The following is an 11,795-nucleotide window of genomic DNA, read 5'->3' as shown; positions in this document are numbered from 1 at the left end:
CAGGAGATTTGAACCATGACTACTGCATTTTCCCTGGCCCCACTGTTCCGTTCCTCGGTAGGCTTCGACCGTTTCAACGACTTGTTCGAAACCGCCCTGCGCAACGAGCCAGGCAGCACCTATCCACCTTACAACGTGGAAAAACACGGTGACGACCAATACCGCATCGTTGTAGCGGCCGCCGGTTTCCAGGAAGAAGACCTGGACCTGCAAGTCGAGAAAGGTGTGCTGACCATCAGTGGCGGCAAACGCGACGCAACTGAAGGCGTGACCTTCCTGCACCAAGGCATCGCCCAGCGCGCGTTCAAACTGTCGTTCCGCCTGGCCGATCACATCGAAATCAAGGCCGCCGACCTGAGCAACGGTCTGTTGAGCATCGACCTGCTGCGTGTCATTCCGGAAGAGGCGAAAGCCAAACGCATCCCAATCAACGGGACGCAAAAACCTGCTTTGCAGCACTAAGGCGGGGCAATTGAAAAGGGCGCCAATGGCGCCCTTTTTTGTGCCCGCTATCTGTAGGAGCGAGCCTGCTCGCGATGGACTTCTGGGCGACGCGTTTATCCAGACAGTGCGCGTCATCGTTGACGTCCATCGCGAGCAGGCTCGCTCCTACACGAAGTGCGGGCTATTTCAGGAGTTTCTGGAACGCCTCCACCGGCAACGGCTGGCTGTGCAGATAGCCCTGATAAAAATGGCAGCCCAGCCCCTGCAAAAACTCCAGCTGTTCCGGCGTCTCCACCCCTTCGGCAATCACTTTCAACTCCAGGCTGCGGGCCATGGCGACGATGGCGCGGATGATCTCGGCGTCGTTCGGGTCGGTAGTCGCATCGCGAATGAACGACTGGTCGATTTTCAGGGTGTCGACCGGCAGTCGCTTGAGGTAAGTCAGCGAGGAATAACCGGTGCCAAAGTCGTCCATGGCGAAGCTGATGCCGAGTTTTTTCAGGCGGCGCATTTTGCTGATGGTGTCTTCCAGATTCTGGATGACGATGCCTTCGGTGATCTCCAGTTTCAGCAGCGAGCAGGGCAGGCCGTGGGTGGCGAGGCTGAGCTCGATGCGCTCGACGAAGTCGTTCTGGCGGAATTGTCGTGGGCTGATGTTCACGCACAGGCTGAAGTCGAGCGGGTCGATCAGGCCCTTGGCGATCAACTGTTTAAAGGCATCACAGGCTTCGTCGACGATCCAGGTGCCGACTTCCAGGATCAGTCCGCTGTCTTCCAGGACCTTGATGAATTCAGTCGGCGATTGCGCGCCCAATTCCGGATGGTTCCAGCGCACCAGCGCTTCGGCGCCGACGATGCGATTGTCGCGCGCGTCCACCTGCGGCTGGTAATGCACGTCGAATTCGCCCCGGGAAAGGGCCAGGCGCAGGTCGGTCTCCATGCGCAGGCGTTCACTGGCGGCCTTCTGCATGGTGTTGTGATACATCTGGGTGGTGTTGCGTCCCGAATCCTTGGCCCGATACAGCGCGATGTCGGCGCGTTTGAGCAGGTCGGTCGGGGTCGAACCATGATCGGGAATCAGCGCGATACCGATACTCGGTGTCACTTGCAGGCGCTGGCCGTCGAGGAACATCGGTTCCGACAACAGTTCGCGCAAGGTGTCCGCCAGTTCGCGGACCTGCTCGCTGACTTCATTGCGCGAACCTTCCAGGCCGCTGAGCAGCACCACGAATTCGTCACCGCCCAGGCGTGCCACGGTGTCTTCCATGCGCACGCTGGCTTCGAGGCGCGCAGTGATGATTTTCAGCACCGTGTCGCCCACCGGGTGGCCGAGCGAATCGTTGATGTGTTTGAAGTGGTCGAGGTCCAGAAACATCAGGGCGCCGCGCAGGTTGTGGCGTTTGAGCAGGGCGATCTGCTGGCTCAGGCGATCCATCAACAGCGCGCGGTTGGGCAGGTTGGTCAGCGGGTCGTGGTAGGCCAGGTGGCGGATCTGTGCTTCGGCGTTTTTCAACAGGCTGACGTCCCGCGCGGTCAGCAGCAGGCACGCGGTTTCATTGAGGGTGATCGGTTCTACCGAGACTTCGACGGTCAGCAAGTCGCCATGCTTGTTGCGCCCAAGCATTTCCTGGTGATGCACGCGGCCCTTGATCTGCAGCTCGGCCAGCAGCGCCGAGCGTTGTTTTTCTTCGGCCCAGATGCCGACCTGGTACACCGTGCGGCCGACGACTTCATCGGCGCGGTAGCCGGTCAGGCGGCAGAAACCGTCGTTGACCTCCAGATAGCGCCCGGTGTCGCGTTCGGTGATGGTGATGGCGTCGGGGCTGGAGTGGAAGGCCTTGGCGAACTTCTCCTCGCTGGCCTTGAGCGCCGCTTCCGAGCGTTGTTGCTGGGTGATATCACGCAAAGTGGTAACGATGCACGGCTGGTCGCCGACACTGATCTGGCGGCTGGAAATCACGCAGGTCAGCGACTGGCCGTCCTTGTGCTGGACGATGATGGCGACGTTGTTCAGACCTTGTTCGCGGATGACTTGTTCGATCCGGCGCAGGCTTTTCGCCGAGGCGTCCCACAGACCGATTTCGTCGGCGCTGCGACCAATCACCTCGGCGGTGCTCCAGCCGAAGGTCTGGGTGAAACTGGAGTTGATCTCGATGAACTGGCCGGTGTCCTGGCGGGTAACGCAGATCGGGTCCGGGCTGACCTGGAACAGGGTGGCAAACTTCTCTTCGGAGGCGACCAGCTTCTGTTCGCGTTCGACCTGATCGGTAATGTCCAGCAAGGTCCCCGCCATGCGTAGCGGTGCGCCGTTTTCATCGCGGTAGAGGCGGGCGCGGCTTTCCAGGTAACGCGAAGTGCCGTCCTCCAGCTGTACGCGGTAGGTCAACTGATAGTTGCCGGCCGGGCCTTCGCGCAGGCTGCGATAGGCATCGCGCATGCTGTCGCGCTCCTCGCCGGGCACGCCTTCGAAAAACTCGTCGAAGGATTCATGGAACGGTATGGGGTCCAGTCCGTGCAACTGCGCGGCGCGGGCCGAGCCATACAACATGCCGCTGGGAATGTGCCAGTCCCAGGTGCCGAGTTGCGCCGAGTCCAGCGCCAGATCGAGGCGCTCCTGGCTGTCTTTCAAGGCGAGTTCGGCAGCCTTGCGTTCAGTGGTGTCGAGGAAAGTGCTGAGCAGGTAGGGTTGGCCCTCGAGTTCGACCTTTTGTGCGCTGAGAATGCCATCGTGGACCTGGCCATTACTGGCGCGGAACTGCACCTCCATGCTGACCAGCTCACCTTTGGCCTTGGTCGCCTTGACCAGTTTCTCCCGTTGCTCGGGGTGCACCCACAGGCCCAGTTCGAGCGTGGTGCGGCCAATTGCGTTTTGCACCGGCCAGCCGAACAGGCTTTCGAAATACTGGTTGGCTTCGGTGATCAGGCCGTCTTCCTGGCGAGTCAGCAGCACCATGTTCGGGCACAGGTGAAACAGCGTCGCGAAGCGTTTTTCCGAGCTGCTCAGCGCCTGTTCGCGCTGACGCTGGTGGGTGATCTCGCGGATCACCCCGATCATGCGTGGTCGCCCGTGTTTGTCCGGCAGCAGGCTGCCGTTGATTTCCAGCCAGTGCAGGCTGCCATCGGGCCAGCGGATGCGGTGGTGCATCGCCTGTTCCAGCGGCGCGCCGGCGATCACCGCGTGGAAGGCACGGAGGGTTTTCGCTCGATCCTCCGGGGGCAACAGGTCGAGGTATTCCAGATCCGCCGGCAACGGTTGCCGGGGGTCGAAACCGAACAGCGCCTGCGTACCCCGCGACCAACTGATCTGCCCGCGTTCGATGTCCCAATACCAGGCGCCCAACCGTGCGCCGTTGAGGGCGGCCAGCAGCTGCGGCGCACTCTCCCAGCTCTGCTCGGATCGTTTCGGGTCAAGCGCCTGAATACGTGGCATCGGCGGAATACGGTCAACAGATTTCGGCATTGTCAGGCCTTGGGCTGAATGGGGCGTTAGGCGCAGGTATTTGAGGCTCTATAGGAGTAGCACAAATTAGCCTTGAGTCCCTGGCAGATCGAGTTGTGCATCCAGCAAGGCCATAAAAGCCCGTGCTGCGTTCGACAGCGTCCGTTCGGTGTGCAAGATATAGCCTAGCTGGCGAGTCAGTTGTATGCCGGGTAAAGGTATTCGCGCAACCTGATCGTCAAGCATTGTGCGCGGCAACACGCTCCAGGCCAGGCCGATCGACACCATCATCTTGATGGTTTCCAGATAATTCGTGCTCATGGCGATGTTCGGCGTCAAGCCTTGGGCTTCGAACAGGCGCCGGACGATATGGTGAGTAAAGGTGTTGCCGCCGGGAAACACCGCCGGATGCAGGGCGATGTCCGCCAGGCTGACCGCGCCATTGCTGATCAGTGAATGCTCCGGCGCGGCCACGAAATCCAGCGGGTCGTCCCACACCGGCGTGGCCTTGACCAGGGCGTGAGGCTCGGGCGCGAGGGTGATGACGGCCAGCTCGGCGCGACCGTGGAGGATTTCTTCGTAGGCCACTTCCGAATCGAGGAACTGAATATCCAGCGCCACTTGTGGGTAGCGTCGGGTGAATTCCCTTAACAAGGGCGGCAAACGGTGCAGGCCGATGTGGTGACTGGTGGCCAGCGTCAGGCGGCCGGTCACTTCGCCAGTCAGGTTGGTCAGGGCGCGGCGGGTGTCGTCCAGCACGTTCAGAATCTGATAAGCCCGCGGCAGCAGGGCGCGTCCGGCTTCGGTCAGGCCGACTTCGCGACCCAGTCGATCAAACAGTCGCACCTTCAATTGCTGCTCCAGCCCGGCAATCCGTTTGCTGATCGCGGGCTGCGTCAGGTGCAGCCGTTCGCCGGCACCGGAGAAGCTTCCTGTCTCGGCAATGGCAATAAAGGCATTAAGGTTGGCCAGGTCCATCGTCGTATTCCAGTTGGTTATCCAAAGCATAAAAAATATGAATTTGAGTTATTTAATGTAACCCCCTAGGATCGACCTCACAAGCCAAAGGGTTATTGAATCTCTCAAGACCCAGGGCATAGAAACACGCTGATGAGGACCGTCTGATGGCCGGCAAAACGCTTTACGACAAGCTTTGGGATTCCCATGAAGTGAAACGGCGCGACGATGGGTCGTCGCTGATCTATATCGACCGCCACATCATCCATGAAGTGACTTCGCCCCAAGCTTTCGAAGGCCTGCGCCTGGCCGGGCGCAAGCCTTGGCGCGTCGACTCGATCATCGCCACGCCGGATCACAACGTACCGACCACTCCGGATCGCAAGGGCGGCATCGAAGCGATTACCGACCAGGTCTCGCGTTTGCAGGTTCAGACCCTCGACGACTACTGCGATGAATATGGCATCACCGAATTCAAAATGAATGACGTGCGCCAGGGCATCGTTCACGTGATCGGTCCGGAGCAGGGTGCCACCTTGCCGGGCATGACCGTGGTCTGCGGCGACTCGCACACCTCGACTCACGGCGCGTTTGGCGCCCTGGCCCATGGCATCGGCACTTCCGAGGTCGAGCACGTGTTCGCCACGCAGTGCCTGGTCGCCAAGAAAATGAAGAATATGCTGGTGTCGGTCGAAGGCAAACTGCCGTTCGGCGTGACCGCCAAGGACATCGTGCTCGCGGTCATCGGTAAGATCGGCACCGCCGGCGGTAATGGCCACGCCATCGAGTTCGCCGGCAGCGCCATTCGCGACTTGTCTATCGAAGGCCGCATGACCATCTGCAACATGTCCATCGAGGCCGGCGCTCGCGTAGGTCTGGTGGCGGCGGATGAAAAAACCGTGGCGTACGTGAAAGGCCGTCCGTTTGCCCCGAAAGGCGCGGAATGGGACCTCGCTGTCGAAGCCTGGAAAGACCTGGTTTCCGATGCTGATGCGGTGTTCGACACCGTCGTCGAGCTCGACGCCACTCAGATCAAGCCTCAAGTCAGCTGGGGCACTTCGCCCGAGATGGTGTTGGCGGTCGATCAGAACGTGCCGGACCCGGCGAAAGAAATGGACCTGGTCAAGCGCGGTTCCATCGAGCGCGCCCTGAAGTACATGGGTTTGACCGCCAATCAGGCGATCACCGACATTCAGCTGGACCGCGTGTTCATTGGCTCCTGCACCAACTCGCGGATCGAAGACCTGCGCGCTGCGGCGGTGATCGCCAAGGGCCGCAAAGTGGCTTCGACCATCAAGCAAGCCATCGTGGTGCCGGGCTCGGGCCTGGTGAAGGCGCAAGCCGAAGCCGAAGGCCTGGACAAGATTTTCCTCGAAGCCGGTTTCGAGTGGCGTGAACCAGGTTGCTCGATGTGCCTGGCGATGAACCCGGACCGTTTGGAGTCGGGCGAGCATTGCGCATCGACCTCCAACCGCAACTTCGAAGGGCGTCAGGGCGCCGGTGGCCGTACGCACCTGGTCAGCCCGGCCATGGCCGCGGCGGCTGCCGTCAACGGTCGTTTCATCGACGTTCGCGAACTGATCTGAGGAACCGCACATGAGAGCTTTTACCCAACACACCGGTTTGGTCGCGCCATTGGATCGTGCCAACGTAGACACCGACCAGATCATTCCGAAGCAGTTCTTGAAGTCGATCAAGCGCACCGGTTTTGGCCCGAACCTGTTTGACGAATGGCGCTACCTGGACGTGGGTTATGCCTACCAGGACAACTCCAAGCGTCCGCTGAACAAGGATTTCGTCCTCAACGCCGAGCGTTACCAGGGCGCCAGCGTATTGTTGGCTCGCGAAAACTTCGGTTGCGGCTCCAGCCGCGAGCACGCGCCGTGGGCGCTGGAAGAGTACGGTTTCCGCAGCATCATTGCGCCGAGCTATGCCGACATCTTCTACAACAACAGCTTCAAGAACGGCTTGCTGCCGATCATCTTGAGCGACGCTGAAGTGGATGAACTGTTCCAGCAGGTCGAGGCGAATCCTGGCTACGAGTTGAAGATCGACCTGCAAGCCCAGACCGTGACCCGGCCTGACGGCAAGGTCTACAGCTTCGAGCTTGACGAGTTCCGCAAGCATTGCCTGGTCAACGGCCTCGATGACATCGGCCTGACTCTGCAGGATCACGAGGCGATTGCATCGTTTGAAGCCAAGCACCGTGCGAGCCAGCCTTGGTTGTTTCGCGACGCGTAAGTTTGCGTAAGGCGTGATGACGCCTTCGCGGGCAAGTCGGATCGCCGCACCGCTCGCTCCTACAAGGACAGCGCAATACCTGTAGGAGCGAGGCTTGCCCGCGAAGAGGCCCGAAAAAACACCCCAAGACTCACCCGAAAAAGGAAGTCCACATGACCAGCACCGCCCAGCACAGCCAGGTAGTCCAAAAGCAATTCGGCGAACAGGCCTCGGCCTACCTGAGCAGCGCCGTCCACGCTCAAGGCACTGAATTTGCGCTGCTACAGGCTGAGCTGGCCGGGCAGGGCGATGCCCGCGTGCTGGACCTCGGTTGCGGTGCCGGTCACGTGAGTTTTCACGTGGCGTCGCTGGTCAAGGAAGTGGTGGCTTACGATCTGTCGCAGCAAATGCTCGATGTGGTCGCCGGTGCTGCCGTTGATCGTGGGTTGGGCAACGTGTCCACGGTCCTGGGTGCCGCTGAGCGGTTGCCATTCGCCGATGGCGAATTCGACTTCGTCTTCAGCCGTTATTCGGCGCACCATTGGAGCGATCTCGGCCTGGCCCTGCGTGAAGTCCGGCGGGTGTTGAAGCCGGGCGGCGTGGCGGCGTTCATCGACGTGTTGTCACCGGGCAGCCCGTTGTTCGACACTTACCTGCAAAGTGTCGAAGTGCTGCGCGACACCAGCCATGTGCGCGATTATTCCGCCGGCGAGTGGCTGCGTCAGGTCAGCGAGGCAGGGTTGTACACTCGCAGCACCACGCGTCAACGCCTGCGTCTGGAGTACACCAGCTGGGTCGAGCGCATGCGCACACCACAAGTGATGCGCGCCGCGATCCTCGAATTGCAGCAGTCGATGGGCAACGAAGTACGCGAATATTTTGAGATTGAGGCCGATGGTTCGTTCAGTACCGATGTACTGGTGCTGATGGCAGAACGATAAGCTCGGAAACATAAGCACCGAGCGATAGAATTTTTCCGGGCGTGCCCAAGGGCACACCGACTGATGACATGAGGAAAGCATGAGCAAGCAGATTCTGATTCTCCCAGGTGACGGTATTGGCCCGGAAATCATGGCCGAAGCAGTCAAGGTGCTGGAACTGGCCAATGACAAGTACAACCTGGGCTTCGAGCTGAGCCACGACGTGATCGGTGGCGCAGCCATCGACAAGCACGGCGTGCCTCTGGCCGACGAAACCCTGGAGCGTGCTCGCGCCGCCGATGCTGTTTTGCTGGGCGCCGTGGGCGGCCCGAAATGGGACACCATCGAGCGTGACATCCGTCCTGAGCGTGGTCTGCTGAAGATTCGTGCGCAACTGGGCCTGTTCGGCAACCTGCGTCCGGCGATCCTGTACCCGCAACTGGCCGAAGCTTCCAGCCTGAAAGCCGAAATCGTTTCCGGCCTGGACATCCTGATCGTTCGCGAGCTGACCGGTGGCATCTACTTCGGCGCGCCGCGTGGCACCCGCACCCTGGAAAATGGCGAGCGTCAGTCCTACGACACGCTGCCGTACAGCGAAAGCGAAATCCGCCGCATCGCCCGTGTCGGTTTCGACATGGCCATGGTGCGCGGCAAGAAGCTGTGCTCGGTGGATAAGGCCAACGTGTTGGCTTCCAGCCAGCTGTGGCGTGAAATCGTCGAAGAAGTGGCCAAGGATTACCCGGAAGTCGAACTGAGCCACATGTACGTCGACAACGCCGCCATGCAGCTGGTGCGCGCACCGAAGCAGTTCGACGTGATCGTCACCGACAACATGTTCGGCGATATCCTGTCCGACCAGGCGTCGATGCTCACCGGTTCCATCGGCATGCTGCCGTCGGCATCGCTGGATACCCACAATAAGGGCATGTACGAGCCTTGCCACGGTTCGGCTCCGGACATCGCGGGCAAGGGCATCGCCAACCCACTGGCGACCATTTTGTCGGTGTCGATGATGTTGCGTTACAGCTTCAACCAGTCGGGCGCAGCGGATGCCATCGAGAAAGCCGTGAGCCTGGTGCTGGATCAGGGCCTGCGGACGGGCGACATCTGGTCGACCGGTTGCACTAAAGTCGGTACGCAGGAAATGGGTGACGCAGTAGTCGCCGCGCTGCGGAATCTGTAATCTCTCGGGCCCGCTGCCACTTTCCACTTCGAAAGCAGCGGCCCACTTTTCAAGAAGGTGTAGTTGCGATGAAACGTGTAGGTCTGATCGGTTGGCGCGGTATGGTCGGTTCCGTGCTCATGCAGCGGATGCTGGAAGAGCAGGATTTCGATCTTATCGAGCCGGTGTTTTTCACCACTTCCAATGTCGGTGGCCAAGGCCCGTCCGTGGGTAAGGACGTTGCTCCGCTCAAGGACGCTTACAGCATTGAAGAGCTGAAAACCCTCGACGTGATTCTGACCTGCCAGGGTGGCGACTACACCAGCGAAGTCTTCCCGAAGCTGCGCGAAGCCGGCTGGCAGGGTTACTGGATCGACGCCGCTTCCAGCCTGCGCATGCAGGATGACGCGGTCATCGTGCTGGACCCGGTCAACCGCAAGGTCATCGACCAGCAGCTCGACGCCGGCACCAAGAACTACATCGGCGGCAACTGCACCGTCAGCCTGATGCTGATGGGCCTGGGCGGTTTGTTCGAAGCCGGTCTGGTCGAGTGGATGAGCGCCATGACTTATCAGGCAGCCTCCGGTGGCGGCGCGCAGCACATGCGTGAACTGATCAAGCAAATGGGCGTGACCCACGGCGCTGTCGCCGATCAACTGGCCGACCCGGCCAGCGCCATCCTCGACATCGACCGCCGTGTGGCCGAAGCCATGCGCAGCGACGCGTACCCGACCGAGAACTTCGGCGTACCGCTGGCCGGCAGCCTGATCCCGTGGATCGACAAGGAACTGCCGAACGGTCAGAGCCGCGAAGAGTGGAAGGCCCAGGCCGAGACCAACAAGATCCTCGGTCGCTTCAAGAGCCCGATCCCGGTCGATGGCATCTGCGTGCGTGTCGGCGCCATGCGCTGCCACAGCCAGGCACTGACCATCAAGCTGAACAAAGACGTGCCGATCGCCGACATCGAAGGGCTGATCAGCCAGCACAACCCTTGGGTCAAGCTGGTGCCGAACAACCGCGACATCAGCATGCAGGAGCTGAGCCCGACAAAGGTCACCGGCACCCTGAATGTTCCGGTTGGCCGTCTGCGCAAGCTGAACATGGGTTCGCAGTTCGTCGGCGCGTTCACCGTTGGCGACCAGCTGCTGTGGGGCGCGGCCGAGCCGCTGCGTCGCATGCTGCGGATTTTGCTTGAGCGTTGATCGATTGAAGCAATGAAAGAACCCGTGCCTTGAAAGGGGCGCGGGTTTTTTTATGGAAGTTGTGTCGCCAGCAAGGGCCTCTTCGCGGGCAAGCCTCGCTCCTACAGGTGCGGCGCGATCCCATGTAGGAGCGAGGCTTGCCCGCGAAGAGGCCGGTACAGCCACCGCAAACCCTTGGCAGAATTGCCTGCACGCCACCCACCCGGTAAAGTGCCGCTCCCCCCGTTTCGCCAGAGGTACAACCATGAGCCAGTCCTTTGATATTGCCGTGATCGGCGCCACCGGTACTGTCGGCGAAACGCTCGTGCAGATTCTCGAAGAACGCGACTTTCCGGTCGGCAGCCTGCACCTGCTGGCCAGCAGCGAGTCCGCCGGTCATTCGGTGCCGTTTCGCGGCAAGAACGTGCGGGTGCGGGAGGTCGATGAGTTCGACTTCAGCAAAGTACAGCTGGTGTTCTTCGCCGCAGGTCCGGCGGTGACCTTGAGTTTCGCCTCGCGCGCCACGGCGGCCGGTTGCTCGCTGATCGATCTGTCCGGCGCCTTGCCTGCCGATCAGGCGCCGCACGTGGTGCCGGAAGCCAATGCTCAGGTTCTGGCCGGTCTGAAAAAGCCATTCCAGGTCAGCAGCCCAAGCCCGTCGGCCACCACCTTGGCCGTGGTGCTCGCACCCTTGCTTGGTCTGCTCGATCTGCAGCGTGTCAATGTGACCGCCAGCCTGGCCGTTTCTGCCCAGGGCCGCGAAGCCGTCACGGAACTGGCCCGGCAAACCGCCGAGCTGCTCAACGTGCGTCCGCTGGAGCCGAGTTTTTTCGATCGGCAGATGGCCTTCAACCTGCTGGCGCAAGTCGGCAAGCCGGATGAAAACGGCCATACGCTGCTGGAAAAGCGTCTGGTGCGTGAGCTGCGTCAGGTCATGGCCTTGCCTTCATTAAAGATTTCCGTCACTTGCATTCAAGCCCCGGTGTTTTTTGGCGATAGCTTTAACGTGACCCTGCAGTCTGCAAGCGTTGTGGACCTGGTAAAAGTCAACGCGGCGCTGGAAGACGCTCCGGGTATCGAACTGGTGGAAGCCGGCGATTACCCGACGCCGGTCGGCGATGCGGTAGGGCAGGATGTGGTCTACGTCGGTCGGGTTCGCGCTGGAATCGACGACCCGTCGGAACTTAATGTGTGGCTGACGTCAGATAACGTACGCAAAGGCGCGGCGCTCAATGCTGTGCAGGTGGCTGAATTGTTGATAAAAGACCTGCTGTAAAAGATACTTGGCAACAATTTGCAGAATGATTCTGGTCGGGCGTCATGCTCGACCGGATTGCTGAAGGCAAGCCACCCTGCGAGGCTTTCCGGGGCATGAAAGAAATGATCGCGCGCGACGACCCTTCGCCGCCGCGCGCAATGCCTTACGGCAGCGACTATCAACACCTTCTCGCTGGCCGAGGAATGTTCAAACA

9 protein-coding genes are annotated in these 11,795 nt (G+C 60.7%); 7 read left to right on the top strand and 2 right to left on the bottom strand.

The window, feature by feature from the left end:
* Nucleotides 1-15: 15 nt before the first annotated feature.
* Complete coding sequence (locus PMI32_RS17320; protein ID WP_008028306.1) at nt 16-462, top strand: Hsp20 family protein; 447 nt, start codon at nt 16-18, stop codon at nt 460-462.
* A 163-nt stretch (nt 463-625) separates the two neighbouring features.
* Here the strand turns inward: PMI32_RS17320 and PMI32_RS17325 are convergent, their stop codons facing one another.
* Together PMI32_RS17325 and PMI32_RS17330 are read right to left on the bottom strand one after the other, a co-directional pair.
* Complete coding sequence (locus tag PMI32_RS17325; protein WP_008028304.1) at nt 626-3,904, bottom strand: PAS domain S-box protein; 3,279 nt, start codon at nt 3,902-3,904, stop codon at nt 626-628.
* A gap of 66 nt (nt 3,905-3,970) precedes the next feature.
* Entirely contained in the window at nt 3,971-4,861 is an 891-nt protein-coding gene (locus tag PMI32_RS17330; RefSeq protein WP_008028303.1) for a LysR family transcriptional regulator, read from the bottom strand.
* A gap of 146 nt (nt 4,862-5,007) precedes the next feature.
* On the opposite strand from PMI32_RS17330, the gene leuC reads away from it, so the two are divergent.
* The 6 genes from leuC to PMI32_RS17360 all read left to right on the top strand — a co-directional run bounded on the left by leuC (nt 5,008) and on the right by PMI32_RS17360 (nt 11,599).
* Nucleotides 5,008-6,426, top strand: coding sequence for a 3-isopropylmalate dehydratase large subunit (gene leuC, locus PMI32_RS17335; protein ID WP_008028300.1), 1,419 nt, complete (start codon nt 5,008-5,010; stop codon nt 6,424-6,426).
* 10 nt (nt 6,427-6,436) lie between these two features.
* A complete protein-coding gene (leuD, locus tag PMI32_RS17340; RefSeq protein WP_008028298.1) occupies nt 6,437-7,081 on the top strand; it encodes a 3-isopropylmalate dehydratase small subunit in 645 nt (214 codons plus the stop codon).
* A gap of 152 nt (nt 7,082-7,233) precedes the next feature.
* Nucleotides 7,234-8,001, top strand: a complete 768-nt coding sequence (locus tag PMI32_RS17345) for a class I SAM-dependent methyltransferase (protein ID WP_008028296.1) — start codon at nt 7,234-7,236, stop codon at nt 7,999-8,001.
* Nucleotides 8,002-8,080: 79 nt separating this feature from the next.
* Complete coding sequence (gene leuB / locus PMI32_RS17350; RefSeq protein ID WP_008028295.1) at nt 8,081-9,163, top strand: 3-isopropylmalate dehydrogenase; 1,083 nt, start codon at nt 8,081-8,083, stop codon at nt 9,161-9,163.
* A 68-nt stretch (nt 9,164-9,231) separates the two neighbouring features.
* Nucleotides 9,232-10,344 carry an aspartate-semialdehyde dehydrogenase gene (gene asd / locus PMI32_RS17355; protein ID WP_008028293.1) on the top strand — a complete coding sequence of 371 codons (1,113 nt, stop codon included), beginning with the start codon at nt 9,232-9,234 and terminating at the stop codon, nt 10,342-10,344.
* Nucleotides 10,345-10,588: 244 nt separating this feature from the next.
* A complete protein-coding gene (locus tag PMI32_RS17360) occupies nt 10,589-11,599 on the top strand; it encodes an aspartate-semialdehyde dehydrogenase (protein WP_008028291.1) in 1,011 nt (336 codons plus the stop codon).
* The last annotated feature ends 196 nt before the right edge of the window (nt 11,600-11,795 follow it).

Source organism: Pseudomonas sp. GM60, from assembly GCF_000282415.1.
GTDB lineage: Bacteria > Pseudomonadota > Gammaproteobacteria > Pseudomonadales > Pseudomonadaceae > Aquipseudomonas > Aquipseudomonas migulae.
This window is presented reverse-complemented; position numbering and strand designations above follow the sequence as displayed.

Bases quoted from the DNA above. Each gene is read 5' to 3' on its own strand.
- PMI32_RS17320 (WP_008028306.1), top strand. From the start codon at position 16: ATGACTACTGCATTTTCCCTGGCCCCACTGTTCCGTTCCTCGGTAGGC.
- PMI32_RS17325 (WP_008028304.1), bottom strand. From the start codon at position 3,904: ATGCCGAAATCTGTTGACCGTATTCCGCCGATGCCACGTATTCAGGCG.
- PMI32_RS17330 (WP_008028303.1), bottom strand. From the start codon at position 4,861: ATGGACCTGGCCAACCTTAATGCCTTTATTGCCATTGCCGAGACAGGA.
- leuC (WP_008028300.1), top strand. From the start codon at position 5,008: ATGGCCGGCAAAACGCTTTACGACAAGCTTTGGGATTCCCATGAAGTG.
- leuD (WP_008028298.1), top strand. From the start codon at position 6,437: ATGAGAGCTTTTACCCAACACACCGGTTTGGTCGCGCCATTGGATCGT.
- PMI32_RS17345 (WP_008028296.1), top strand. From the start codon at position 7,234: ATGACCAGCACCGCCCAGCACAGCCAGGTAGTCCAAAAGCAATTCGGC.
- leuB (WP_008028295.1), top strand. From the start codon at position 8,081: ATGAGCAAGCAGATTCTGATTCTCCCAGGTGACGGTATTGGCCCGGAA.
- asd (WP_008028293.1), top strand. From the start codon at position 9,232: ATGAAACGTGTAGGTCTGATCGGTTGGCGCGGTATGGTCGGTTCCGTG.
- PMI32_RS17360 (WP_008028291.1), top strand. From the start codon at position 10,589: ATGAGCCAGTCCTTTGATATTGCCGTGATCGGCGCCACCGGTACTGTC.